The organism is Lysinibacillus sp. fls2-241-R2A-57, assembly GCF_030209535.1.
Classification (GTDB): Bacteria; Bacillota; Bacilli; order Bacillales_A; family Planococcaceae; genus Lysinibacillus.
In genome coordinates this window covers 1-24,804 of the sequence record NZ_JARVRU010000027.1, presented here as the reverse complement: position 1 = coordinate 24,804, position 24,804 = coordinate 1, and the positions used below count along the sequence as shown (strand labels likewise).

27 protein-coding genes and 1 riboswitch are annotated in these 24,804 nt (G+C 37.4%); of the genes, 14 read left to right on the top strand and 13 right to left on the bottom strand.

The genetic code is table 11. The features are described 5' to 3' along the window. Positions 1–448: 448 nt before the first annotated feature. Together QRN68_RS05490 and QRN68_RS05485 are read right to left on the bottom strand one after the other, a co-directional pair. Entirely contained in the window at positions 449–2,095 is a 1,647-nt protein-coding gene (locus tag QRN68_RS05490; RefSeq protein WP_285395745.1) for a sigma-54 interaction domain-containing protein, read from the bottom strand. 171 nt (positions 2,096–2,266) lie between these two features. Continuing rightward, complete coding sequence (locus QRN68_RS05485; RefSeq protein WP_285395744.1) at positions 2,267–3,682, bottom strand: amino acid permease; 1,416 nt, start codon at positions 3,680–3,682, stop codon at positions 2,267–2,269. A 267-nt stretch (positions 3,683–3,949) separates the two neighbouring features. Between QRN68_RS05485 and QRN68_RS05480 the strand changes: the two genes are divergently transcribed. Beyond that, on the top strand, positions 3,950–4,087 hold the full coding sequence (locus tag QRN68_RS05480; RefSeq protein WP_285395743.1) for a hypothetical protein: 138 nt from the start codon (positions 3,950–3,952) through the stop codon (positions 4,085–4,087). Between the two features lie 159 nt (positions 4,088–4,246). Here QRN68_RS05480 and rpoN read toward each other — a convergent pair whose 3' ends face one another. After that, positions 4,247–5,584, bottom strand: a complete 1,338-nt coding sequence (rpoN, locus tag QRN68_RS05475; RefSeq protein ID WP_285395742.1) for an RNA polymerase factor sigma-54 — start codon at positions 5,582–5,584, stop codon at positions 4,247–4,249. A 219-nt stretch (positions 5,585–5,803) separates the two neighbouring features. Between rpoN and QRN68_RS05470 the strand changes: the two genes are divergently transcribed. From QRN68_RS05470 to QRN68_RS05440, 7 genes are all read left to right on the top strand, one after another. Continuing rightward, complete coding sequence (locus QRN68_RS05470) at positions 5,804–6,958, top strand: acyl-CoA dehydrogenase family protein (protein WP_285395741.1); 1,155 nt, start codon at positions 5,804–5,806, stop codon at positions 6,956–6,958. Beyond that, entirely contained in the window at positions 6,955–8,028 is a 1,074-nt protein-coding gene (locus QRN68_RS05465; RefSeq protein WP_285395740.1) for an acyl-CoA dehydrogenase family protein, read from the top strand. Before QRN68_RS05470 ends, QRN68_RS05465 begins: the two co-directional genes overlap by 4 nt. A 66-nt stretch (positions 8,029–8,094) precedes the next feature. Further along, positions 8,095–8,901, top strand: a complete 807-nt coding sequence (locus tag QRN68_RS05460; RefSeq protein ID WP_285395739.1) for an enoyl-CoA hydratase/isomerase family protein — start codon at positions 8,095–8,097, stop codon at positions 8,899–8,901. 20 nt (positions 8,902–8,921) lie between these two features. After that, on the top strand, positions 8,922–10,064 hold the full coding sequence (locus QRN68_RS05455; RefSeq protein ID WP_285395738.1) for a CaiB/BaiF CoA transferase family protein: 1,143 nt from the start codon (positions 8,922–8,924) through the stop codon (positions 10,062–10,064). A gap of 92 nt (positions 10,065–10,156) precedes the next feature. Next, positions 10,157–10,327 carry a hypothetical protein gene (locus QRN68_RS05450; protein WP_285395736.1) on the top strand — a complete coding sequence of 57 codons (171 nt, stop codon included), beginning with the start codon at positions 10,157–10,159 and terminating at the stop codon, positions 10,325–10,327. A 51-nt stretch (positions 10,328–10,378) separates the two neighbouring features. Then, entirely contained in the window at positions 10,379–11,146 is a 768-nt protein-coding gene (locus QRN68_RS05445; protein ID WP_285395735.1) for an IclR family transcriptional regulator, read from the top strand. 104 nt (positions 11,147–11,250) lie between these two features. Beyond that, positions 11,251–11,394 carry a hypothetical protein gene (locus QRN68_RS05440; protein ID WP_285395734.1) on the top strand — a complete coding sequence of 48 codons (144 nt, stop codon included), beginning with the start codon at positions 11,251–11,253 and terminating at the stop codon, positions 11,392–11,394. 1 nt (position 11,395) lies between these two features. Here QRN68_RS05440 and QRN68_RS05435 read toward each other — a convergent pair whose 3' ends face one another. The 4 genes from QRN68_RS05435 to QRN68_RS05420 all read right to left on the bottom strand — a co-directional run bounded on the left by QRN68_RS05435 (position 11,396) and on the right by QRN68_RS05420 (position 14,045). Beyond that, positions 11,396–11,959, bottom strand: coding sequence for a 5' nucleotidase, NT5C type (locus QRN68_RS05435; protein ID WP_285395733.1), 564 nt, complete (start codon positions 11,957–11,959; stop codon positions 11,396–11,398). Positions 11,960–11,975: 16 nt separating this feature from the next. Further along, positions 11,976–12,101: a hypothetical protein gene (locus QRN68_RS05430; RefSeq protein WP_285395732.1), complete on the bottom strand. Its 126-nt coding sequence runs from the start codon at positions 12,099–12,101 to the stop codon at positions 11,976–11,978. Between the two features lie 87 nt (positions 12,102–12,188). Next, positions 12,189–13,298 (bottom strand): bifunctional diaminohydroxyphosphoribosylaminopyrimidine deaminase/5-amino-6-(5-phosphoribosylamino)uracil reductase RibD, encoded by a 1,110-nt coding sequence (gene ribD / locus QRN68_RS05425; protein WP_285395730.1) that lies wholly within the window; start codon positions 13,296–13,298, stop codon positions 12,189–12,191. Between the two features lie 21 nt (positions 13,299–13,319). Beyond that, positions 13,320–14,045 (bottom strand): GTP cyclohydrolase II, encoded by a 726-nt coding sequence (locus tag QRN68_RS05420; RefSeq protein ID WP_285395729.1) that lies wholly within the window; start codon positions 14,043–14,045, stop codon positions 13,320–13,322. 338 nt (positions 14,046–14,383) lie between these two features. On the opposite strand from QRN68_RS05420, the gene QRN68_RS05415 reads away from it, so the two are divergent. The 4 genes from QRN68_RS05415 (at position 14,384) to QRN68_RS05400 (ending at position 18,320) form a co-directional block, all read left to right on the top strand. Then, complete coding sequence (locus QRN68_RS05415; protein ID WP_285395728.1) at positions 14,384–15,019, top strand: GntR family transcriptional regulator; 636 nt, start codon at positions 14,384–14,386, stop codon at positions 15,017–15,019. Between the two features lie 278 nt (positions 15,020–15,297). Beyond that, a complete protein-coding gene (locus QRN68_RS05410) occupies positions 15,298–16,497 on the top strand; it encodes a quaternary amine ABC transporter ATP-binding protein (protein ID WP_285395727.1) in 1,200 nt (399 codons plus the stop codon). After that, entirely contained in the window at positions 16,490–17,344 is an 855-nt protein-coding gene (locus tag QRN68_RS05405) for an ABC transporter permease (RefSeq protein WP_285395726.1), read from the top strand. Before QRN68_RS05410 ends, QRN68_RS05405 begins: the two co-directional genes overlap by 8 nt. Positions 17,345–17,438: 94 nt before the next feature. After that, positions 17,439–18,320 carry a glycine betaine ABC transporter substrate-binding protein gene (locus QRN68_RS05400; protein WP_285395725.1) on the top strand — a complete coding sequence of 294 codons (882 nt, stop codon included), beginning with the start codon at positions 17,439–17,441 and terminating at the stop codon, positions 18,318–18,320. 52 nt (positions 18,321–18,372) lie between these two features. On the opposite strand, the gene QRN68_RS05395 is transcribed toward QRN68_RS05400, so the two are convergent. Both QRN68_RS05395 and QRN68_RS05390 read right to left on the bottom strand, forming a co-directional pair. Further along, positions 18,373–18,687 carry a DMT family transporter gene (locus tag QRN68_RS05395; RefSeq protein ID WP_285395724.1) on the bottom strand — a complete coding sequence of 105 codons (315 nt, stop codon included), beginning with the start codon at positions 18,685–18,687 and terminating at the stop codon, positions 18,373–18,375. Next, positions 18,687–19,028, bottom strand: coding sequence for a DMT family transporter (locus QRN68_RS05390; protein ID WP_285395723.1), 342 nt, complete (start codon positions 19,026–19,028; stop codon positions 18,687–18,689). Before QRN68_RS05390 ends, QRN68_RS05395 begins: the two co-directional genes overlap by 1 nt. Before the next feature lie 238 nt (positions 19,029–19,266). Continuing rightward, a riboswitch (guanidine-I (ykkC/yxkD leader) is annotated at positions 19,267–19,363 on the bottom strand. 275 nt (positions 19,364–19,638) lie between these two features. Between QRN68_RS05390 and QRN68_RS05385 the strand changes: the two genes are divergently transcribed. Next, entirely contained in the window at positions 19,639–20,112 is a 474-nt protein-coding gene (locus QRN68_RS05385; RefSeq protein WP_285395722.1) for a YbaK/EbsC family protein, read from the top strand. A gap of 110 nt (positions 20,113–20,222) precedes the next feature. Here the strand turns inward: QRN68_RS05385 and QRN68_RS05380 are convergent, their stop codons facing one another. The 3 genes from QRN68_RS05380 to QRN68_RS05370 all read right to left on the bottom strand — a co-directional run bounded on the left by QRN68_RS05380 (position 20,223) and on the right by QRN68_RS05370 (position 23,401). Then, positions 20,223–21,482: a glutathionylspermidine synthase family protein gene (locus tag QRN68_RS05380; RefSeq protein ID WP_285395721.1), complete on the bottom strand. Its 1,260-nt coding sequence runs from the start codon at positions 21,480–21,482 to the stop codon at positions 20,223–20,225. Positions 21,483–21,496: 14 nt separating this feature from the next. After that, on the bottom strand, positions 21,497–22,204 hold the full coding sequence (locus QRN68_RS05375; RefSeq protein WP_285395720.1) for a hypothetical protein: 708 nt from the start codon (positions 22,202–22,204) through the stop codon (positions 21,497–21,499). 150 nt (positions 22,205–22,354) lie between these two features. Beyond that, complete coding sequence (locus tag QRN68_RS05370) at positions 22,355–23,401, bottom strand: DUF418 domain-containing protein (protein WP_285395718.1); 1,047 nt, start codon at positions 23,399–23,401, stop codon at positions 22,355–22,357. 217 nt (positions 23,402–23,618) lie between these two features. On the opposite strand from QRN68_RS05370, the gene QRN68_RS05365 reads away from it, so the two are divergent. After that, on the top strand, positions 23,619–23,885 hold the full coding sequence (locus QRN68_RS05365) for a Parvovirus coat protein VP1-like protein (protein ID WP_350224338.1): 267 nt from the start codon (positions 23,619–23,621) through the stop codon (positions 23,883–23,885). Between the two features lie 28 nt (positions 23,886–23,913). Here QRN68_RS05365 and QRN68_RS05360 read toward each other — a convergent pair whose 3' ends face one another. Further along, entirely contained in the window at positions 23,914–24,696 is a 783-nt protein-coding gene (locus QRN68_RS05360; protein ID WP_285395715.1) for a GNAT family N-acetyltransferase, read from the bottom strand. Positions 24,697–24,804: the final 108 nt, after the last annotated feature.

The following is a 24,804-nucleotide window of genomic DNA, read 5'->3' as shown; positions in this document are numbered from 1 at the left end:
TACACTTTTTTAATAGCAATTCTCATGCCAACTGATGAAAAAATTCTTTTAACGAAAAAAATATTGCACATTTTCATAACGTGTGGTTGATTTCCGTTCCTGCTGGGCGCTTTCCTGGGGGCGTCCGATGAGCCGCTTCGCTGCGCTGCAGGGTCTCATCTGTGACGCTGATCCCCAAGGAGTCGACCAGCCTCCACTCCAATCAACTTATATTATTGGAATACTATTTACCAAAACATTATTTTCTTTTGGTAATGAGTGAAAAAATCAAAACGTTTCACAAAACAAAATGAAAAAGGAACGCTTTCATTTTCGAAAATGTCCCTTTTAATTCTAAATTTATTACTTATTAATGATGCATTTCACCATTTTCCTTGTATTAATTAGTGAGTATTGCGATATCACATCTTATTTTGCATAAATGAATTTTTGATGCAAAAATTCATCACTAGTCCTTATATGAAATTTGTCGCGTTAATTGGAACTTTTGTATTTTACGTACCAATGTTGACTGATCACAGCCAAGTGATTTTGCCGCTTGTCTTATACTTGGATATTTAGATAAAGCTTCCTTAATAATTTGTTTTTCAAATGCGGCTACTTGTTCCTTTAATGTGCCACTAAACTTTGGAGTTACAACTTGTTCCTGGATGCTTTGTATTTGTACAGGATTTTCTATATCACGGGCAATCATTGTGTTACTGTCTAACTCTTGTTGCACAATAAATACTGTTATTTCTGGCTGTGTTGCTAATAAGCAAATACGCTCCACCATATTTTTAAGCTGCCGTACATTTCCTGGCCAATCGTGAGATTCTAATATTTTCATGGCAGATGAATCAATCGTCCGGTGGATGCCATATTTTTCTCCAACTACAGCTAAAAAATGGTTGACTAGCGGGATTATATCTTGACGACGTTGTCTTAAAGGTGGAATTTCAATAGGGATAATATTTAAACGATAATATAGATCCTCACGGAAATCACCCTGCCTCACCATCTCCGCTAAATTGCGATTCGTTGCTGCGATTATGCGTACATCAATAGGAATAGGCTTTCCACTACCAATACGCTGAACCTCTGATTCTTGGAGTACACGTAATAATTTCGCCTGAAGTAGTAAAGGCATTTCTCCAATTTCATCTAAAAACACTGTACCACCAGATGCGATTTCAAATAACCCTGCCTTTCCGCCTCTTGCCGCTCCCGTAAATGCTCCTGCCTCATAACCAAAAAGCTCGGATTCTAATAAATTTTCAGGAATTGCACTACAGTTAATCGTTAAAATTTGCTTATCGTTACGTCGGCTGTTTGCATGAATAAGCTTTGTAATTTCTTCTTTACCTACGCCCGATTCACCACCAATTAATACAGTAGAATCTACCTCTGCAATCCTCATAACACGCTTTACCACCTGCATCATTTCGGAAGACACAGCGATTAAACTACTTTTTGTTGATTCTTTAGTATGTAAGGCATGTAGCTTATTTTTAAAATTCTCGTTTTGAACTTCTAATTTTTTTACTTCCTTCTCTAACAGTTTTAATTGTGTCATATCACGAGTAATCGCTACTACGTATTGCAATTCACCGTGTTCATCAAATATTGGCTTACCCGTAACTAAAAAGCATTTTCCATTAATGAACGTTTGCAAAATAGTTACTTTTTCTTTTGATTCAATTACTTTCATTGATATAGAATCACTCATTAATCCTTCAGCGATTACGTCTTTTGCATATCTTCCCATTAAATCGATGCCAACAATTTCAATATCATTATGATTTTGAAATAAAATTTTGCCGGCGCAATCACATACTGTAACGCCATCTGAGATAGAGTTTAATACTTTATTTGATAGTGGGTTCATAAAATCAATGTGGCTAAACTGCATGAATGGTTTAACATGAAATAGGTTACCTTGCGAAGTCTCCAATACATGAATAAAATAGCCTTCTACCTCGAACGTTTCTGTTCCTTTACTATATTTTTTTATTATTTTTTCAAGAAGCTCTAGTTGGATATTACTTTTCATCATGACTTCTTCATTTTTTACAATAAAAAAATGTTCCTCTTTATGAAGTTCAGTTATCGACATATAGACCACATCCTCTCGAACTTTAAAAAACTTTATTCATTAAATACAAAAAAATTCGCTCTCTTTCTACGGGGCATCTGCAAGCCTAAAAGGTGTTAAAGCATCCTTTAAGTTCTCTCAAGGCTTGATATCTCGCGGAAACATTGCGAATTTTTTGTATTTTATACCATTCTATTCCGAAGCAAACTTTTCCTCTATTTGCTCTGCTGATCTTGTCGACAGTTTTCGCATAATCATGAACAGCACAACTGAGCCGATTAATACTGCTGTACTTAAATAGAATTGAGAGCGTAAAGATTCAATGAGTGCTTGGCATAAATAAACGACTGTTAAAATTCCAATTGTGACATACGACAGGTATGGGAATAACCACATTTTTATTGCTAATGGCTCATCTGAAACCTTGTCATAATATCGCCGGAAACGAATTTGTGAGATGGCAATGAAAATATAAACAGCTATCATTAATCCTCCAACACAATTACCTAAAAAATAGAAAATGACTTCAGGTGAAATGAAGTATAGCATCGCACAAATATACGCCACCACAGTACTGCCAAGAATAGCTGGTACAGGCACACCTCGATGATTTTTAATTTGCGAGAATATTTTTGGTGCATCTCCTTGACGCGACATTTCAAGTAACATACGTGAGCTTGTATAAAGAGCGGAATTTAAAACAGAGATAAGTGAGATAAAAATGACGATTTGAATAAGTTGAGCAGCAATAGGAAGCCCTGCCATCGTTAAAATATTTGCGTAAGGTGCTGCCAACATTTTTGAATCATTCCAAGGTATAATCAAGACCATAATGGCTACTGAACCTACGAAAAATAAACCTAACCGAAAGACAACATTGCGAATGGCGCGAACAATATTTTTCGCTGGATTTTCAGACTCTGCTGCTGCGATGGCTGCAACCTCAGCGCCACAAATCGAGAAAATAACAAATACAATTGCCGTTAAAATTGGGACAATACCATTTGGTGCAAAACCACCGAATTCAGTTAAAATACCTAACCCCTTCGGTTCATAATTTGGCCAAATTCCTAAAATCATTGCTATACCAACTACTAAAAATACAACGATAGCCGTAACTTTAACAAAGGAAAGCCAATATTCAAATTCACCAAATGATTTTACTGAATAAATATTAACGATTGTCATCAATAACGTTATACCTACGCTTCCAACCCATATAGGTATCATTGGAAACCAATTGTGCAGCATTCCCCCTATGAGTGCTGCTTCTAACCCCACAATAAACACCCAGCTTGCCCAATAAAGCCAACCTACTGTAAAGCCTGCCCATGGACCAATATACTTTCCTGCATATGAAGCAAATGAACCTAACTCTGCTGAACCACCTGATTTCTTCCCTAAAACTATTTCTCCTGATGCCATTTCTCCAACCATTTGCATGATGAGAACTATGAGTAAGCATGCAATCGTATATGAAATCACTGCTGCAGGACCGGTACTTAAAATATTTTTCCCTGTCCCAACGAATAGCCCCGTACCAATAACCCCTCCAATGGAAATCATTGTAATATGCCGTGTTTTCAGTGATTTTTGCAAAGCTCCCATTAAACCACCCCTTTAGTGTTTTATGAAGACATTTACTAGCCCCTTTCCTCTAATTCAATGTCTACTGTTTAATGAGCAATTTTGATGCCAAACTTATTAAATAGTTAAAAAAATCAGAAAATAAAGCCATCCGTACGTCTATTGTTGTTGTCATTTAAAATTTGCTAATTACCAAAAGTGCCTCGACATAATTGCATCCGCCCGCCGAAAGAAATTAAAACGTATGTCGTGTTTATAACTTGATCTTCGTTACGACTGGGCAACTCCTTGGGGATCAGCATCACAAATGAGACCCTGGTGCTCAGCGGATGTTTTCTGTGCGAAAGCGTAGCGGCAGCAACAAATGTTTTATCTGCGCGAAAGCGTAGCGACAGCGGCAAATGTTTTATCTGTGCGAAAGCGTAGCGGCAGCAACAAAGCGCAAAGTCGGAACGGAAATCAACCCTCTTTTTGCCGAAGAGCCTTAATATTACTAGGCTAGAAAAATCTATGAATCTTTTCATATGCGTTTTTGAAATTTTGATGCAAAAATACATCAACGACAGTTTGTTTGCATCATCTATCTTATCCATATACTCGATTAAATGAACTCACAATATTCATTTCTTCTCTGTACTTTGCTACTGTCCGCCTGGATATTTGGATACCTTCTGTAGTTAAAATACTTGTAATATGCTGATCAGTTAAAGGTTTTTGTTTATCTTCAGCATCAATCAACTGTTTGAGTCGCTTTTTAATATACATAATTGAATCCATTTTTCCAGAAATATTCATTACTCCTTTTGTAAATAACGATTGTAAAGCATACACACCATGGGCGGTTTTTATATATTTTCCACGCACAGCTCGACTAATCGTTGATTCATGTACACTTAAAATGTTAGCTACATCCTTTAACCGCATAGGCTTCAATGCCTCAATGCCTTTATGGAAAAAATCCTCTTGCAATTCCACTAGCAATCTAGCTAATTCGTACAGTGTTTTATCACGTTGTTCAATTCCTTGTAATAATAAAAGAGCGTCTTTCATTGTGTCTTTAAAATATGTTTTACAATTCGGGTCATTTTTTAATATCTCAACATAATGTTTATCGATTGAAACGATTGGCAAATATCCACGATTTAATTGTATCATCCATTCTTCTTCTAATTTCTCTACTTCGATTTCAGGAATGACATATGGAATCGTTTCGAATTTATCTCCTGTCATCACTGGTTTTAAATTTTTGATATAGTGGACAATTTTCTTCACTTCCTGTATAGGCGTTCTATACTTTTTACTTAACTGTTTAATAGCCTGTGCTGCCACTAGCTCTAAATCCGTTTTAATAAATTCGGAGGTCAATTTTGGTGCAAGGGTATCCCTGTCTACTTGAATGAGTAAATATTCTTTATAATTACGTGCCCCTACTCCTACTGGCTCAAAAGTTTGAAGTAAGTCCAATAGGGCCTCTACGTGCAAAACATTTGTCTTACATTTATTTGCGACAATATCTAAATCAACATCTAAAAATAGACGATCATCTAAGGAACGAATTAAAAACATTAAGATTTTTAAATCTACAGAAGAAAGATTTTTATGCATAGGCACTTGTTCCAATAAAAACTGCTCATAGCTTTCTTTCGCAGCAAGGTTCATCTCAATAGGATTAAATGTATTATTTTTCGACTCATAATATTGCGCAGGATAACGCTTAAAAGAATAATTTGCTAATTGCATAATTTCCTCATATTGACTTTTCACCGTTGCGTCAGTGACAACTAACAGTGGATTTTCATTTGCTTTGTCATTAATAAACTGTTCTAGCTCATTCGTTGAATATTGCAGTATTTCTAAATGCTGTACTAGTTGCGCTGATAAAACTTGCATTACTTTTTGGGAAGTTTTGATAGCCATTTGCATACCCCATACCTCCTTAACTGAATTTTCTACATAGTAACATGTTTATTCTGCATTTTTCCATTTTTTCATTAAATTTTTATTTCATCTAGACATCCATGAATTCCCCTCTTAATTTTCTAATAATTCCAAAAAAGTAATTGACTACATTCATAAGTAATCATAAAATACACATATACAATAATAGTTACCACATTACGGTAAAACTTAAGGAGTGATGAAATGTTTCATTTACCAACTGTGCAATTTACACAAGAGCAGGAGCAATTTCGTTTAGATGTACGAACATTTCTACAGAATGAATTAGCAAAAGGAACCTTCACGTCTAAATGCGACTCTTGGCTAAGTGGAGATGATCCTGAATTCTCTAAATTAATTGGTCAAAAGGGCTGGATTGGTTTAACTTGGCCTAAAAAATATGGTGGTCAAGAGCGGAGCACCATTGATCGATACATTTTAACAGAGGAATTTTTAGCTATCGGTGCCCCAGTTGCAGCACATTGGTTTGCCGATCGTCAAACAGGACCACTTCTTTTACGATACGGGACAGAAGAGCAGCGTGAATATTTCTTACCAAAAATTGTGAAAGGCGAATGCTACTTCGGCATAGGTTTAAGTGAACCAAATAGCGGTTCTGACTTAGCTTCAGTCAGTACACGTGCCGAAAAAGTAGAGGGTGGCTGGATAGTAAATGGTCAAAAAATATGGACGAGTAATGCTCATCTTTGCCATTATATGGTGACTTTAGTGCGTACAAGTCCTTTTGATGGAAAAAGTAAACACGCTGGGCTTAGTCAGCTGATCGTCGATTTACAGGCAGAAGGTGTAACCGTTGTTCCCATTAAATTTTTAACTGGTGAACATCATTACAATGAAGTGTTCTTTGAAAATGTTTTTGTACCTGACAATATGGTTGTTGGTGAAATTGGTAATGGCTGGGCTCAAGGATTAGCTGAGCTTGCTTTTGAGCGCAGTGGCCCAGAGCGAATATTGAGTACTTTCCCATTAATTGATGAGCTTATTCAGGAGTTAAAGCGCCAAAACAATTTAGAAGGGTTAAAGCAAGCGTCAAAAGTTGTAGCTCGTCTTTGGAGTCTACGGAATATGTCAATTGGAGTAGCCCAGCTTTTAGAGTCTGGTAATGGTGAAGACGTATCAATTCCTGCAGCACTTGTGAAAGCACTCGGGACGAAATTCGAACAAAGCATTCCTGAAATCACACGCTTAATCGTACAGACTTATCCAACACTTGATGCGCATCGTAAAATTGATCGCTTTATGGCTGAATCTATTTTACATGCACCAGGCTTTACTATTCGAGGAGGTACTTCAGAGGTACTGTATGGCGTTGTAGCGAAAGGGGTAATAGCACAATGAGTGAAATGAGAGACATGATTGTTGATGTTGTCGAGCGTATGTTAAAGGAAAAAGTGGATAAAGATTTAGTCGATACAGTAGAACAAGGTCATTGGGCACCAGAGCTATGGGATCTGTTTAAAGAAAACGGTATGACTGCTGTAGCCATTACCGAAGAAAATGGAGGTACAGGTGGCGACATAGAGGATTTATTGAATATTGTTCGTTTAACTGGAAAATACGCTGCACCGATTCCATTTACTGAAACAACATTTGCGAATTATTTATTGGAATTTACGAACTTACAAGTCATCGAGGATTTGGCGACGTATACGCTATGTCCTGACCAAGCCTTTACGTTAGAGAACGGCAAATTAACGGGAGAAGCGATTCATGTTCCTTGGGCACGCCATACAAAACATCTAGTGACACTTGCCCGTAGCAAGGATGGTACACATCTTGTAGAAATAGATTTAAGCCAAGCTGAAATTAAAGAGGGTATGAATTTAGCAGGCGAGCCGCGTGATACTGTGATATTCCACCATGCTACGACTTCACAAGTATCTGCTATGTTATCTCCTGACAAGATGCACACTATAACAACACTCCATACAGCTTTCCAATTAGCATTGATGACTGGTGCCATCGATAAAATAAATGATTTAACTGTTCAATATACAAAAGAACGTGAACAATTTGGTCGTCCTATTCATCGCTTTCAGCTCGTTCAGCAGCATATTGTACATTTAGCAGGTGAAACGGCGATAGCATTAGCAGCATTCAATAATGTAACCGAAGCCCTTCTGACGAACAATCAAAATAGTGAGGTTGCTTACGCTCACATTCGTTTTGAAGAAATCATTCAAGCAGTTACAACAATTGCGCATCAAGTACACGCTGCAATTGGTACAACACACGAACATAGCTTGCATCAATTTACACGTAGACTTTGGTCTTGGCGCGATGAAGGAACTAGCACCTCCTATTGGACTAATTTGGTCGCAACACAACTTTTAGAGAGTGGTGATAGCCTTTGGGGATATTTAACTTCGTTTAGCAAAAGCTCCCCACTTCTCAAAGTGGAGGGATAAATGGAAATGCTGTAATAACTAATTTTGTGATAAAAAATTAATGACATGATAAGGAGAGAGTTATCAATGACTGATTTACTTTTTGAAGTACAAGACCATATTGCCACAATTACATTAAATAGACCTGAAACATATAATGCTTTCAGTGAAGAAATGATTTCTGAATGGATTAAAGCTCTTGAGGTTGTTCGTGACTCAGACGATATTCGCGTTGTCATCGTTAAAGGTAATGGAAAATCTTTTTGTGCAGGTGGGGATATTAAAGCGATGCAAGCCGGTGAAGGATTTTTCCAAAGTGAGGACGATATCTCATCAACAGGTTTAGCACGCAAAAATTCACTATGGAAAAAGATTCAACGTATTCCCCTACTACTTGAGGAAATTGATAAGCCTGTTATTGCACAAGTACATGGATTTGCAATGGGTGCCGGTCTTGATATGGCCTTAATGTGTGACATTCGAATTGCTGCAAAATCTACAAAAATTTCAGAGAGCTACATTAACGTTGCAATTGTTCCTGGTGATGGTGGCGCTTATTATTTACCAAAATTAATCGGCATCGATCAAGCATTGGACATGTTCTGGACAGCTCGTGTATTAACTGCTGATGAAGCAAAAGACAAAGGCGTTGTGACATTTGTTGTGGAAGACCATGAGCTTGAGGAATACACATTGAATTATGCAAAGGAATTAGCAAGTCGTCCAACTACGACATTACAATTTATTAAGCGTGCTGTTTATCAAAGTCAAAAGATGGATTTACGTACTGCCCTTGACTATATTTCATCGCAAATGGCCATTGTCACAGAGTTAGATGATTTTAAAGAGGGTGTAAGCGCAGTTGTAGAAAAACGTAAACCTGTTTATAAATGACGTATGTAGGAGGAAGAACAATGCAACCTCTTGAAAATATTCGAGTATTAGATTTATCCCGTGTATATGCTGCCCCTGCCGGCTCCATGATGTTGGCAGATTTAGGAGCAGAAGTAATTCGCATAGAACATCCGAATGGCTCTGATAGTATGCGTGACTGGGGGCCATTTGTAAATGATCAAAGCACGTATTATTTATGTGCTAATCGCAATAAAAAATCGATCACCTTAGATTTAAAAACAATAGAAGGCAGAGATAGATTTAAAGAGCTTGTCAAAGATGCTGATGTCGTACTCGAAAATTTTAAGACGGGTGACATGGAGCGGATGGGGCTAAGCTATGAGGAACTAACAAAAGTAAATCCAAGAATCATTTATTGTGCCGTAACAGGATTCGGTCAAACCGGCCCTCTTGCGCACGAACCAGGCTTCGACCCAGTTATTCAAGCAATGAGTGGTTTAATGCATGTCACTGGCTCAGCTGAAGGTGATGCGACAAAAGTTGGTGTTCCTATTGCAGATATTTTAACCTCAAATTATGTTGTCATTAGTATTTTAGCCGCTCTACGAATGCGCGATCTAACAAATAAAGGACAATTTATTGACTTAGCTTTATTAGACGTTCAAATGAGTAGTTTAGCAAATGTAGCAAGCGCATATTTAAATACAGGTTTTATCTCAGAACGTCTAGGTAATCGTCATAATAATGTTGCACCGTATCAAGTGTTTCACTGTGCGGATGGCCCATTAATGATTTGTGTTGGTACAGATGGACAATTTCAAAAGTTTTGCACTATGTTGGAACGTAAGGAGTGGGCCGATGATCCGCGCTTTGTAACAAATACGATGCGCAAGCAACATGAAGCTGAGCTTGTTCAGATGATTACGGACATTACAATGACAAAAACACGGGATGAATGGATCACTTTATTACAACAATACAAGATTCCAGGTGGACGTGTGAATACGATCGGTGAAGCACTTGAACAACCGCAACTTATGGTACGTGACATGATTGGTGAAATAGAGCACGAACAATACGGTACAATTAGATTCATCAAAAACCCGTTAAAGTTCTCTGATTTAAATATTCAATATAAACTAGCACCTCCGATACTTGGAGAACATACAAACGAATTCCAAAAGTCCTTTCTACCAGAATAAATTTTGCGCTATAATAGAAGTAAATTTTAGGGTTCATCACTGAATGTTTGGGATGTCATTTTGTTAAAACGTATGCCATGTATATGAGTGAAGTGGAGACCTGGGCGATCAGGGTTACAGATGAGCCATGGAGCGCAAGCGAAGCGGCTCATCGAACGCCCTCAGTCGAACGGAAATCAACCACACGCTATGGTGATGAGCCTATTTTATCTTCATTTAATAATTGTTTTTATGCGCAAAAGCATAACGGCATCTATATATGAAGAGAAACCTCCGGCATATGTCGAAGAGAATTTTATTACGTAGGTGACGGGATGAATCAAGAGATTTTCGAAAAAAACTATACAATGTCATCGCTGCACAAAGCTATTAAAGTATTAAAAGCTTTTTCAAAAGATGAGCCTAGCCTTTCCCTAACTGAGTTAAGTAAAAAAACAGGGATAAGCATCTCTAGTTTGCAACGCTTCGTTTCAACCTTTGTGTACGAAGGCTTTCTTCACAAAGATGAACGTACAAAGCGCTATCAATTAGGTCATTCACTTCTGTATTTAGGAAATTTAGTAAAAGAAGAATCGAGTCTTATTATTGTCGCAGAACCTATTTTAAAAACGCTAAACGAAGAAATTGGAGAAAGTGTTTCCATGAATATTATTGATGGATTTGAGAGACGATGTATTTTAAACTATGATTCAACATATCCGCTTTCAACGAAAATGTTTGTTGGTGACACCTCCCCCCTTTATGCAGGTGCATCATCTAAAATATTGCTCGCGTTTATGCCGAATGTTGAAGAATATGTAGAGAATATAAGTCTTGAAGCCATCACATATAGAACCATACTTTCCAAAGAACAGTTGTGGGAGGATTTACAGGAGATTCGTAGACAGCGCTTTGCAAGAAGCAATAGTGAGCGTGTACGTGGAGCATGTTCTTTATCTGCACCGATTTTAAACGCTTCCAACCAAATAATTGCATCAGTGTCACTCGTTATACCAGAAGTACGATATAGTGACTATGATGAAAATTTTTTAATTGAATCCATTCAAAGCGTTGCATTAGAAATCGAAAAGCAATTGTATTGATAGAAATATTAAATAAACCCCGAATAGGTTCACTTTTTAGTGTCCTTTATTCGGGGTTTATTGCTTTAATCATATCGCTCATCACCAAACGTTGTGGATGACATTTGTTAAAACGTGTGTTGGTCCGACTCCCCCAGGAAGCTTTGCTCTGTGCGAAAGCGAAGCGGCAGCAACATGGTTTTCGTCTGTGCGAAAGCGAAGCGACAGCTACAAAGCGCCAGTCGGAACGGAAATCAACTTCACGTTGAACTAAATATTTACTAATCTCAAGAAATCTTGCCAATGATTTAAGCGTGGCAGTTCAACTTGCTTGTTATAGGATTGATTTTTTAATATCACTTTTGTACTCACATCTTGAAGTGTTTCTAATACAGCCGGTTTATCATCCACATAAACATCTAAAGCTAGCTCTTTGATGATCGCCACTTTCTCTGAGTCCTGCATGCCACAGAAAAAGTGACCTTCTGTGATTGGAAAACCTTGTGCTTTCATCCATTCGCGTGTCTGCTCACAATACTGTTTAGGACGTGAAGTAATATAATAAATGTCATGACCCTGCTGTGCCAAAGCTTGGAGCGTCTCTAATGCTCCCTCAAAAGAAGGACAATCTGTAAAATATATTTCCTCTAATGAACTATTCCACATCGCCGCTCCTTCAGCATCTGTTAATCCAAATGGTTCGTGAATTTCAACTCTTTGCAAAGCTTGAAATGCTTCTAGTGCAACATTTTTACCAAGTTTTTTATTATAAAGTGAAAAGGCGTGTGCTCGTAAATCAATAAGTGTGTCATCTATATCAAAGCCAAATTTCATCTAGTTTGTCTTCCCTTCAAGAAGCCTTGTTTATGAAGTTAGCAGCAAATGTTTGCTCTTTTTCAATTTGCTTTGCTAAAACTTCCTCAATGGCTAGCTCACGCATTTGTTGGAAATCTTGTACGTCAAAATGTGCAAGCAAATCTTTATTTAATAGTGTTGCAAGACACTCTGCATCTTTGAGTGCACTTGAGCCCAGCCCAAACGATACAAATATCTGCTTGATAAATTAATTTCCTTCATCGTTCTTTGGATAAGCAATAATACGTAAATCTTGCCCTACCTGCTCAAACGAAGCAAATTCTACGTCCCATGCCTCATCCATAGTAGATGGGTTATGACCAGCAAAAGGTGTTAATGATAAACGACCACCGAGTACTTTTGGCGCCATGTAAATCACATATTTATTGATAGCACCTTGCTGTAAAAACGAAGCATTTACAGTACTTCCGCCCTCTACCAAAATATCAGTAATGCCATATTGATATAGTTTTTCAAGCATATCATCAACAACAAGCCCCTCCGATTCATGTCGAACCGGCATTACCGTTACGCCTTTTTCTTCAAATGCTATTATTTTTTCTTGGCTAGCATTTTCACTACATACAATAATTGTTTTTGCTTCTTCTACATTCAGTACGTTAGCATGAGCTGGTGTACGAAGCTCACTATCCATAATAATGCGAACTGGATTTTTTCCGTAATCTTCTTGTAATCTTGTCGTTAAGGAAGGATTATCAGCTAAGACTGTACCAACACCAACTAAAATACCATCCACCTCATGACGAATATGGTGAACATCCTCACGTGCTGCCTCCCCAGTTACCCACTTGGAATGTCCTGTATGGGCGGCTATTTTCCCATCTAAGGTCATCGCATATTTCGAAATAATAAATGGTCGTTTTGTTAGCATATTATGAATAAAGCGTTCATTTAAACGGCGAGCCTGAGCTTCTAAAACACCTACCTCTACCTCAATGCCCGCATCTCGTAACAATTGAATACCACGCCCAGCTACCGCAGGATTGGGATCTTGCATCGCTACTACAACACGTTTAACAGCTGATTCCTTCACTAAATTTGCACAAGGAGGTGTTTTTCCATAATGTGAACATGGCTCAAGAGTTACATAAAGTGTCGCACCTTTAGCATGTTCTCCAGCCATACGGAATGCATGCACTTCTGCATGTGGTTCACCTGCTTTTCTGTGTAAACCTGTTCCAACAATTACACCGTCTTTCACGATGACAGCCCCTACAAGTGGATTAGGGTTCGTATTTCCTTTGGCACTAGCGGCTAAATCGAGTGCTAGCTGCATATATTTTTCATCTATTGTCATCTTCGTGTCCTCCACTCACTTCTATTCGCGCATATGTCCAGATTTCTCTACTTTAGTGTTTAAATAAAAATGATTTGTCTCCGTTAACCCTCCCCATAAAGGGACATGTCCTTTTACTGCTAAGCCATGCGCCTGTAATGCGGCAAGCTTTTTCGGATTATTTGTAATCAGTGTAACCGGTTTTGAACGAAGTGCAGCTAACACAGTGATGGCATCTTCATAAGAACGGGTATCATCTGGGAAGCCAAGAGCGTGGTTTGCTTCAACCGTATCTAACCCTTCTTCTTGTAATAAATAAGCAAGAGATTTCGAGAACAGCCCGATACCACGACCTTCGTGATCTGCTAAATAGAAAATAGCACCGCAGCCATGCTCAGCAATCATTTTCATCGATTCATGTAATTGATAGCCACAATCACAGCGCTGGCTCCCAAAAATATCACCCGTATGACAAATGCTGTGCATGCGAATTAAAGCATCCTCGGTATGAGCAAAATCTCCATAAACAAGCACTGATGACTGCTGTAAAAAAGCTAAATTTGCAGATGCTAATCCATCAATAATTTCTTCTTTTGATAGTTTGGCATCTACTTTTAACCAGTTATACCATTGAAATGTCTCTGAAAACGCAGCCTGTTTTATCGGTAATTTAACTGGACCAACTAGGCAAATACTTTCAGTTTCAGAGTGCTTTACGATTATCATTTTGTCTTTCACTATATCCATAACTCTAGTTGTAATTGTCATATTTTCTCCAACCTTCTATTGTTAACAGTTAGCTAAAATCTACTAACTGAGTATCTGTATTCCATAACACTTACATAACGTAACTTAGTTTATAATAATAACTACGAACTGTCAAACAACAGCCTCTATTTTAATCCGCCAGAAGCTTTGGGCAAACTGACGTGGCACTTTCGTTACGAAAAATATTTGCTGAAAGATGTTAAAAACGATTAATAAGAAACAAAAACTGTTATGTGACGTTTTTATCATATACTAATAGCTTATGGTGATGCTATTTTTTCTGTGCAGGCTAGTCTATAATAAGCTGTGGTAACTGTAATGACGAAAGGAAGTTTAGCATGCAATTAGAAAAAAACGTGCAGTTGAAGCAGCCAAAGTACCAGCAAATAGCTGTTGATTTAGCCTCAAAAATTGTGGAAAGAAAATACCGAATCGGAGATAAAATTTATGCAAGATCCTCTCTTGCTAGCCAATATAATGTCTCAGCTGAAACTGCTAGAAGAGCGATTGCTGTTTTGCAGGACTTGGAAATTGTGGAGGCCTCAAAAGGCAGTGGAGTTATTATAAAATCATATGAAAAGGCTGCACATTTTGTCCGACAATTCCATGATGTTCAATCTGTCCATGAGCTTCAAAATGAGCTTATAACTAGTATTCAGAAGCAGCACCAAGAATTAATAAATTTACAGGAAAAGACCAAACAGCTCATTAGTCGAACTGAACATTTCCGATCCGTCAATCCATTTATCCCTTATCAATTAGAGATGACAACTGAAAGTCCTTGCATCCATCAAACAGTACAAGGATTGAATTTTTGGCAAAATACATCGTGTACGATTGTCGGAATTCGTCGTGGAAATGAATTACTACTATCACCTGGTCCATATGTGTCGTTGGAAGATGGAGATATCATTTACTTTATCGGTAATGATGAAAGTTTCGCACGAGTTCAGAGTTTTTTATATCCAAATTAAAATCCGCTTAAGCGCTGATATAACGGCGTTTAAGCGGGTTTTTTCTTATTTGTCGATTTGACAAAAGTAACAACTCTTTGTTAGGGTTAAGTTGTTACTTGTTTATTTTTGGGTATCATTATCCTTAAATAGTATTAATCTTCATTCAGTGGATGTCCAAACACCTACTGCAATAGAAGAACTCAGACTAAGAACCTCACATCCTGTGAAAACGCCTGAGTGACCAACATCATGTTAATTCGCCAAGGCGAAATTGATCTACGAAAGGAATGGTTCTATTGGAAAAAATAAAAGTGGAACATGTTTCTAAAGTTTTTGGGAAACATATTCCTAAAGCATTAGAACTCGTCAAGCAACAAAAAAGCAAGACTGATATTTTAAAAGAAACAGGTGCAACTGTTGGTGTATACGATGCAAGTTTTACTGTAAATGAAGGTGAAATCTTCGTTATTATGGGATTATCAGGGAGTGGAAAATCCACACTTATCCGGCTTCTAAACCGGCTTATTGAGCCTACAAGCGGAAATATTTATATCGATGGAGAAAATATTTCTAAGATGGACAAAGAGAATTTACGTAATGTCAGAAGAAACAAAATGAGTATGGTCTTTCAAAACTTCGGTTTATTCCCCCATCGTACACTTCTTCAAAATACTGAATATGGCCTTGAAATCAGAGGCGTCTCAAAGGAAGAACGACAAGCAAAAGCAGAACAGGCTCTCGAAAATGCAGGCTTACTTGCTTATAAAGACCAATATCCGAGTCAATTGTCAGGCGGTATGCAACAGCGTGTTGGTTTAGCGCGCGCACTTGCAAATGATCCTGAAATATTACTAATGGATGAAGCTTTTTCAGCACTCGATCCATTAATTCGTAAAGAAATGCAAGATGAATTACTTGATTTACAAAGCACAATGAAAAAAACAATTCTTTTTATCACCCACGATTTGAATGAAGCATTACGTATTGGTGATCGTATCGCTATTATGAAAGATGGCTCAATCATTCAAATTGGTACTGGAGAAGAAATTTTAACAAACCCTGCAGATGAATATGTTAAAACCTTCGTAGAAGATGTCGATCGTTCTAAAGTATTAACAGCTGAAAATGTCATGGTTCGACCTGTATATGTCAATGTGGATATAGATGGACCAACCGTAGCACTAAAAAGAATGCGCGAAGAGACTGTTAGTTTGCTAATGGCAGTTGACAAAAATCGACATTTAAAAGGATATATTACTGCTGACGACGCACGGGCTGCTGCTAAAAGACAAGAACAAACGGTACATTCAATTGTTCAATCAGAGATATTGACCGTTCCACCAGATATGCTTTTACAAGATATATTAGGTATGATTCATAATTGTCCGACTCCTATTGCAGTTGTAAAAGATGAGCGCTTACTAGGTGTTCTCATCCGGGGCGTTGTCATCGAAGCACTTTCAACTAGCGATGAGGAGGCAGTTGCACATGAATAGTTTTTTAGACAATATACCAGCTATACCACTGGCTCCATGGGTAGAATCAGCTATGGACTGGTTGACGAGTAATTTTTCAGCATTCTTTGACTCAATCCAAAAATCTGGAAAACTACTCATGAATCAGGTCACTGATTTATTAATTAGCATTCCTGCTATTATTCTTATTTTACTTGTTGTCATTTTTGCCTTTTTCATTACCGGCAAAAAATTTGGGCTCGCAACGTTTTCGTTCATTGGTTTGTTATTTATCTATAATCAAGGCTTATGGACACACCTTATGGAAACAACAACGCTCGTGCTCTTTTCAAGTATTATTTCAATCATTATTGGTATTCCACTTGGCATTCTAATGTCCAAGTCAAGTGTAGCGGAAAATGTGATTAAGCCGTTACTTGATTTCATGCAAACAATGCCTGGCTTCGTGTACTTGATTCCGGCTGTTGCCTTCTTTGGCATCGGAATTGTACCCGGCGTATTCGCATCCGTTATTTTCGCCCTACCACCAACTGTACGAATGACGAACCTAGGAATTCGCCAAGTACCAAAAGAATTAGTGGAAGCTGCGGATTCATATGGTAGTACGGCAAGTCAAAAACTATTTAAAGTAGAAATCCCTCTTGCTAAATCAACTATAATGGCAGGGATCAACCAAACTGTTATGCTATCGCTTTCAATGGTCGTAATTGCCTCAATGATTGGTGCACCTGGTCTAGGACGAGAAGTATTAACTGCACTACAACGTACTCAGGTTGGGAATGGCTTTGTTGCAGGTTTAGGCCTAGTTATTTTTGCCATTATTATTGATCGCCTAACGCAAAGTTTTAATAAGAAGAAAGCCGTATAAAAGAGGTAATTTCATTAGCAAAAGTCCAAGTTTTTCAGTTTTATTACTTGGGTTAGCGTTTTGAAGTTTATTAAAAATAAGGAAGGAAGATTCGATGAAACTGAAAACATTATCTAAATTAGGGATGGCTTTAGGGCTCGGCTTTTTGCTAGCTGCATGTAGTGGCGATGATTCTAGTAAGAGCAGTAGCAGTGGTGACTCAAAGGACGTCAATTTAGCCTACGTTGAATGGGATACAGAAATTGCTTCAACTCATGTCGTTGGGCAAGTGCTAGAGGATTTAGGCTACAATGTAACATTAACACCACTCGATAACGCTATTATGTGGGAGGCAGTTTCAAAAGGTGAAGCAGATGGAATGGTTGCTGCATGGTTACCAAATACACATGCCTCACAGTACGAAAAATACAAGGCTAATCTTGATGAACTAGGTGAAAACCTTGCTGGAGCCAAAATAGGTTTAGTAGTACCAAGCTATATGGACGTTAATTCGATTGAAGATTTAAAAAATCAAGCAGATCACACAATTACGGGTATCGAGCCTGGTGCTGGCATTACAGCTGCTACAGAAAAAGCTTTAGTTGAATATGATAACTTAGCAGATTGGAATCTATTAACATCTTCATCTGGTGCCATGACAACTTCTCTTGCTAAAGCGATTAAAAACAAAGAAGACATCGTTGTGACTGGTTGGTCCCCTCACTGGAAATTCGCTAAATATGACCTGAAATACTTAGAGGATCCAAAAGGTGTTTATGGCGGAGATGAAACGATTAACACATTTGCTCGAAAAGGTTTAAAAGAAGATCAACCAGATGTATATTCTGTACTAGATAACTTCCACTGGACAGCTGAAGATTTAGAGACTGTTATGCTTGAAATTATGGATGGCAAAGACCCAAAAGATGCTGCTAAAGACTGGGTAGAAGCCAATCCAGACAAAGTGGCTGAATGGACGAAGGATGTAAAAAAATAAGATTTAAATAAGCACTTCCGTATATAAAATGCGGAAGTGCTTTTTTACACTTTTACGATAATAATTTCAAAGATATTGCTGCCCCTAAAACAAGAACTATACAAACAACTCGTCTCCAGTCCTTTGATTCATTGAAAAACATCATACCGAGTATAGCACCACCCGCCGCTCCAATTCCTGTCCAAATGGCATATGCTGTGCCCATCGCTAATGTTTCCATGGCATATGCCAGACCAGCAAAGCTTAAAGTAAATGCAAAAATCATTAATACTAAATTTTTCATACACTTAGCATTATTATATTTACTAATCATATAAACACCCATCATCTCACATAGTCCCGCAACAACTAATGCAATCCATGCCATTATTGATTCACCTCTTTATCTTTAGGCTCACCTGTAACAAGCTTTAAGCCAATGACCCCTGCAAGTAAAACAACGATACATATTATTTTAGCTAACTTCCATGGCTCTCCAAATAGTAAACTATCAGCACACACAGTACCCGCTGTACCCAAGCCTACGAACACTGCATAAACAGTACCGACTGGTAAACTCTCTCCTGCCTTAATTAGTAAATAAAAGCTCACAACAATTGCAATAGCGGTACCCATCCATTCGAGTACACTTCCTGCATGTTTTAAACCTATGACCCAGCCGACTTCAAAAAAAGCAGCAATTATGACACTTAACCATTGTTTGTTCATTGCGAATTCCTCCATATTATTGTTAGACACCGCTGAATGACTATTACTTGAGTAGTTTGCTCTAAGCAAAATGAGCCTCACGCTTAGCTGAGTACTTTGAATGGTTCCCCTCCAAAGCGGATTAAGGTATTCTATCCAACCTTTAATCGGGCGACAAAAAAGTATTTTTAACTTCCTTCCCTCAGCATCGATTTAGTCAAACAAAAAAAGCCTAAGGAACACTGCTGTAAACAGTACTCTCTCCCAGGCTTTTATCCTTCCGTGTCACAAAATCAATTTGTGGTTTTCTCTCGGACCAGACTAGCATTTGCTACGGAACCCTAGAAAACTATTATATGTGATTATATTACTAGTATAGCAAACTATTTACTCTATTTCCACCGCTACATAGCCAACTTTTTCGACTAGCACTTGCCCCTCATCTGATACAACCAAGTCGATAAATTTCTTTACATTAGGACTATCTGTTCCTGCTGTAACTGCATAAAATTTAGATACGAGTATGTACCGTTACGAGTAATTTTACACTAGATCATTTCCGGAGATAAACAACGATGTATTCAGAAAATTATGTTAAAATAAAACATAGTATTGTAAGGAGGTATTACATATGGCTATTGAAAAAGTACGTAATTATTTAGCACAATGGAATGTTGAACACAAAATACAGGAGCTAAACGAAAGCTCAGCGACTGTTGAACTTGCAGCCCAGGCACTCGGATGTGAGCCTGAACGTATTGCAAAATCTTTGTCGTTTCAAGTGAATGATGGGGCTATACTAATTGTTGCTGCGGGCGATGCCAAAATCGACAATGCAAAATATAAAGCCATTTTTGGCACGAAGGCGAAGATGCTTGGAAAAGATGAAGTACTTGAAAAGATTGGACATGATGTAGGCGGTGTTTGTCCTTTCGGCATAAATGAGGGCGTCGCAATTTATCTAGATGAATCACTAAAACGCTTTGCAACGGTATTCCCTGCATGCGGTAGTAGTAATTCCGCCATTGAGCTTACTATTTCTGAATTAGAAACTTATACACCATATCAAGAATGGGTTGATGTTTGCAAAGGTTGGAATGAGTAATAAAGCTATAAAAATCGGCGAAACTTTATAGAAAGTCTCGCCGATTTTTATCTCATTCAGCAATGCTTATTTTTACGACAGCTACAAAATTACGCCAAGGCGAAATTTCTTTAGGTTTCTTTCCTATATCCAACCGCTAGCCAGTGCGAATCCCATTCTGTAATTTGATTGCCTACTCTACAAGATAAGCCACATGCACGATTATCAGCGATAAATGAGCCGATTAACCATTTCTTTGTCTGTAATCCATCCTTTAGCTTTATCGTTATAGTGGGCATTTCTACATACTGCTGATAAATAAACAAATTATCATCATAATGGGTATTTGCGGAAGCATTAGTTTTCGTACCATCCCCTGCATAAATTTCAACAGTATTACCTTCCCGTGAATATACAGGTTTCTTGACAAACGGTAAATTTCCCTGAATAAACGGCTCTGCAGTAATATATGTTGGCAGCATATATGTCTGAATGGCAGCTCGTTCTTCTGCATTAAACAGAAGCGGATCATTTCTTCGTTCCCAAATGAGCCCTAATAAAATTTTTGATTGCAGTACATAGGCAGCAGGTGCGTTAATAATTGCAAGCTGCTGATCTTTTACAAGTTCCAATAATTGCAGACCAATACGATCACCATCAGAAGACTCATCATCCATTAAAAACTCTACTGGGTGTGCAGGACGATACAAAATATCAATTTTCTCCATTGCCCCCGTATAAAGTCCTCGAGCTACAGAAGCAGTGTCACTAGAAAAAATTATTAGCTCATGTATAGGCACATATTCTACATCAAAAGGTATACATTTCTTTAAAAACTGTACCTGACAATATTCCTCATAATCTTCCTCAGCTCTTTTCCCTGTAATGACAATCTTAGGTTTTTTTAAATCATTTAAATAATGCATAGCCGCAAAGAGTGCACCGGACAATGTTTTATGTAATGGTGAAACATCATTTGGACTATCGAACCCCAAATGATGACAAAGCGCTTCATTTATCTCAAAAGTTTCTTGGACAAGAAATGGCGTTTCACCATTTAATTCAAGACATTTTATTTGCCCATCTTCAGTACAAATAAAATCAAAGCGAGCAAGTACCGATTGTTGTTGTAAATAATCTAATTCGATATAGGGTATCATTTCAGAACGAATGCCCAATGCTAAAAGTTGTTCATCCGATAAATGCTTAAATTGTTTACCAACCTTTAAAAATATTTTCCAAAGTATAGTAGATGCATAGTTAATTTCATCGATTTTTTCTTTGGGCAAATCTAGCACATCGTATAAGGCATACTCAAGGTCCTCAAAGTCAGGGAAGAAATTAGGAAATTGAGAATAAAACGCTTGGCGTTGTTGAAAATAATTGTCCATGTTGATTTCTCCTTTTAAGAAGATGAAGAGCCACCTCGAGAAGCGCCACCTGAGCCAAAGCCTGATTTCCCTGTGCTGGATGACGAGTGATTTGAATAAGAATTAGTACTATTCGACGATGTACCTGAACTGTTTGAGTATGAACGCTTACCACTCGAATAAGACTTGGAACCGCTTGTATTTGAGTTTGAATTTGAGCTATTTGTTGTTGAGCTATTTGAGCTACCTGATGTTGTACCAGATGTTTTTTGAGAGCCATTCGTCGTAATTCCGTTTGATTTCGTATTTTTACTTTCGCTAGTATTGCTTTTAGTCATACTTGGTGCTACTGAACCGCGACTTTTATCCTTTCTATCTGTACCATTCTTTAAATTGCGACTTTTATAAATGGCACTTCCTATCATTGCTCCGGCAGATGCATACATAAGTCCATTAAAGAAATGATGTGCATAATGAGGCGAATTCTCATCTAAACACTCGAAAGAACCATCATCATTTTCTTTCCATTCATCACATGCATTTGCCATGTCGCTATTATAGACACTTTGTAAATCTCCGCCAGCTGTTGTCGTATTATTTTCTTCAGTAAAATTATTTGAATTAGCTGAAGTAGTAGAAGACTCCTCAACAGTCTGTGTTTCTGAATTCCCACACGCTGCTAATTGCATAGCCATTAATGAAGCCGTAGTCACTGCTATATATTTTTTCATTTGTTTTGCCATATCCATTTCTCCTTTATTTTGTTATCTAGTATACGGACTCCCCATACTTTAAGTTTCATTTTTTTACAATTACATACATTCCATACTAGCATTAAAACTCCCTGACAGATTGAAATCATCTTACCATCAGGGAGTTCGCACAAAATTGTTTTATTTATTTGGCACTGTCTTTCTTCCATATGTCATAAAACGCCACACCTTTTCAAATGGTCCCATTTTAAAGAATTTAAACCAGATGACACTAAAAATCATTTGAATGACAAAAATTAAAATTGCAATGATAACAACATCAGAAGGCGATACAACTTCAAGACCCATACATGAAATAATAGCTAGCCCAATAAAACTTTGAGCTAAGTAGTTGGTAAAGGCCATTTGACCAACTCGTCCAATTGGCTTAAGAAGCTTCACGATTCTCTTATTCTCCAACATAACAAATAGACAAGCTAAATAAAAATACGTTGTCGGAATTACCCCTAAACCAATAATTAATTGAAGATTTTGATCACCTGCTTGAGAGGCAAACCAAATCCAAAGCGAAATGCCTACAAAGAATGGGAATGCCACAAATTGTATCCACTTTATTTGTTTTGAATATTCACCTACATGACTAATCCAATCAATTTTTGCTACTAAAAAACCACTTAAAAACATAATAAAAATAGCAACTGTATCATTTCCTAATAAACTAAAAACAGTTGAAAATGCTCCTTGATTTGGCATAAATATTTGTCCGAGTATGCCAAATACATGAACTGTAATAATAGCGAATAGCCATTTACTAATCGTTGAAACCTTTGCATTGTAAAAAGGTATAAGGAAGAAACCTACTACTGCATACATAGCAAGGATTGAACCCCAAAAAATAACAATATGGACAATGCCTATTAGTAATAACGCTAATAAACGTCTCGCAAAACGCCATCTTGGCTTATCGCCACGAGCTTCTGCACGTGAAGCAAAAATATAAAAGCCTACACCAAAGAGGAATGAAAAAATCGAAAAGAATTTCTTCTGTATAAAAATTTCAATAAGCGTATTAATAACACCATTTATTCCACTATAGTCAGGCATCGGTCCTCCCTCATCTATTACCTGGTAGGCCGCTACATTTATAAATAAAATGCCAAATAACGCCAACCCACGAATAATGTCTAAGGAAACAATTCTCTCTTTTTGAGTAACGGATGGATTCATTCTTTAAAACTCCTTATCTTTCATACTTTACTGCGCTATGGCTATCATAGCTTCCTATCCTTACAGTAGGTTTTTTTTAAGCTTACAGTAACCTTACAAACTATAGTTTGATCATCAGTTATTTGCTTTTTTTCAAATACATTAGTTTATAATCCCCTTCTAAAAGCAAAAATTCCATATTTTATAGTAACAATTATCTTTTAGAAAAGGAGATTAGATGATGTATAGACAACGCAAATTTGGTTTTTGTTACCCTGGTTATAAATACTGTGGACCAGGATGTTCAGGACCGGGCGAACCCATAAATGCTGTAGATTCATGCTGCAAATTACACGACGAATGTTATGCTCGATACGGTAGAACAAGATACTGCGATGAAATGTTCCAAAATTGCTTACGACCACAAATGAATGCAAATAATAAAATGGCTAGAGATGCTAGATTGTTTTACAATATCTTCGAAATGCGTAATCGGTTCTTTTAAGCAATAAAAAAGCTCACGATGTTTTTTTCTACAACGTGAGCCTATCCTTATAAAAAACTGCATATTTTTTTGGATCAGTAAAGCCTAGTTTAGTGCCTAAATGATAAGATCCTTGATTTTGAATATCGCAATCCCAACAAGGCTGCACATCATTTACGAGGCAATAATCAATAAATTTCTCTGCAATGAAGCTTGCTAATCCTTTTCCCCTATAATTCGAATCAGTTATTATATCAACCTCTGCAAATTGATGTGATTTGAAAATAGAGACGGCTTCACTAACAATCTTGTCTCCATGCTGAAGACAAAAACCAAAACCATTTTCAAGAAAATTACTAGTAGAACCCCAGTATTCCTCATAATATTTACTGTCAAATTCTAAACAATGATCAATTTGATGTTGGCTGATTGTAATGAAATCGTAGTCAAGTGAATTTCGTTTCTCTCGATTGTTATAAGCATTTACATCAAAGCTAAAAGTGTATCTTTCTAGTTTTTTTACACGACTATTTAATCGTTGCTCAATTTTTTCGTTCCATTCATCTGAGTAAGAAAAAAGTGTGAAACGTTTACTTTGTTCAATAGATTCTTGTATTAAAGTCACGAGTTTACTTACTAATGCCTCGCTGGACGAATCACCATTAACATAGTATATTCCCGATTTGGTTTGAAATAATAGTGAATGAAAGCTTACATTGTCGGCATAGACAGCGCCTTCTATTACCTGATCTAGTATGCTATAGACAAATGTTGGCGCCCTTCCTATTGTTTCTTTGATAATCGAATAATCCTCGGTCGTTACCTTGATCATTATCATTTCCTCAATTCTTTTGATATGTCTTCACAGGTGTGTTGATTAACCATTTTTATCCACCCTAATTAAATTAGAAGGATCTGATTTCCGCTACGGGCTACTCGC

Excerpts from the sequence above, each read along its gene's own strand:
- QRN68_RS05490 (WP_285395745.1), bottom strand. The coding sequence starts at position 2,095 with ATGTCGATAACTGAACTTCATAAAGAGGAACATTTTTTTATTGTAAAA.
- QRN68_RS05485 (WP_285395744.1), bottom strand. The coding sequence starts at position 3,682 with ATGGGAGCTTTGCAAAAATCACTGAAAACACGGCATATTACAATGATT.
- rpoN (WP_285395742.1), bottom strand. The coding sequence starts at position 5,584 with ATGCAAATGGCTATCAAAACTTCCCAAAAAGTAATGCAAGTTTTATCA.
- QRN68_RS05470 (WP_285395741.1), top strand. The coding sequence starts at position 5,804 with ATGTTTCATTTACCAACTGTGCAATTTACACAAGAGCAGGAGCAATTT.
- QRN68_RS05465 (WP_285395740.1), top strand. The coding sequence starts at position 6,955 with ATGAGTGAAATGAGAGACATGATTGTTGATGTTGTCGAGCGTATGTTA.
- QRN68_RS05460 (WP_285395739.1), top strand. The coding sequence starts at position 8,095 with ATGACTGATTTACTTTTTGAAGTACAAGACCATATTGCCACAATTACA.
- QRN68_RS05455 (WP_285395738.1), top strand. The coding sequence starts at position 8,922 with ATGCAACCTCTTGAAAATATTCGAGTATTAGATTTATCCCGTGTATAT.
- QRN68_RS05445 (WP_285395735.1), top strand. The coding sequence starts at position 10,379 with ATGAATCAAGAGATTTTCGAAAAAAACTATACAATGTCATCGCTGCAC.
- QRN68_RS05435 (WP_285395733.1), bottom strand. The coding sequence starts at position 11,959 with ATGAAATTTGGCTTTGATATAGATGACACACTTATTGATTTACGAGCA.
- ribD (WP_285395730.1), bottom strand. The coding sequence starts at position 13,298 with ATGACAATAGATGAAAAATATATGCAGCTAGCACTCGATTTAGCCGCT.
- QRN68_RS05420 (WP_285395729.1), bottom strand. The coding sequence starts at position 14,045 with ATGACAATTACAACTAGAGTTATGGATATAGTGAAAGACAAAATGATA.
- QRN68_RS05415 (WP_285395728.1), top strand. The coding sequence starts at position 14,384 with ATGCAATTAGAAAAAAACGTGCAGTTGAAGCAGCCAAAGTACCAGCAA.
- QRN68_RS05405 (WP_285395726.1), top strand. The coding sequence starts at position 16,490 with ATGAATAGTTTTTTAGACAATATACCAGCTATACCACTGGCTCCATGG.
- QRN68_RS05400 (WP_285395725.1), top strand. The coding sequence starts at position 17,439 with ATGAAACTGAAAACATTATCTAAATTAGGGATGGCTTTAGGGCTCGGC.
- QRN68_RS05395 (WP_285395724.1), bottom strand. The coding sequence starts at position 18,687 with ATGGCATGGATTGCATTAGTTGTTGCGGGACTATGTGAGATGATGGGT.
- QRN68_RS05390 (WP_285395723.1), bottom strand. The coding sequence starts at position 19,028 with ATGAACAAACAATGGTTAAGTGTCATAATTGCTGCTTTTTTTGAAGTC.
- QRN68_RS05385 (WP_285395722.1), top strand. The coding sequence starts at position 19,639 with ATGGCTATTGAAAAAGTACGTAATTATTTAGCACAATGGAATGTTGAA.
- QRN68_RS05380 (WP_285395721.1), bottom strand. The coding sequence starts at position 21,482 with ATGGACAATTATTTTCAACAACGCCAAGCGTTTTATTCTCAATTTCCT.
- QRN68_RS05375 (WP_285395720.1), bottom strand. The coding sequence starts at position 22,204 with ATGGCAAAACAAATGAAAAAATATATAGCAGTGACTACGGCTTCATTA.
- QRN68_RS05370 (WP_285395718.1), bottom strand. The coding sequence starts at position 23,401 with ATGAATCCATCCGTTACTCAAAAAGAGAGAATTGTTTCCTTAGACATT.
- QRN68_RS05365 (WP_350224338.1), top strand. The coding sequence starts at position 23,619 with ATGATGTATAGACAACGCAAATTTGGTTTTTGTTACCCTGGTTATAAA.
- QRN68_RS05360 (WP_285395715.1), bottom strand. The coding sequence starts at position 24,696 with ATGATCAAGGTAACGACCGAGGATTATTCGATTATCAAAGAAACAATA.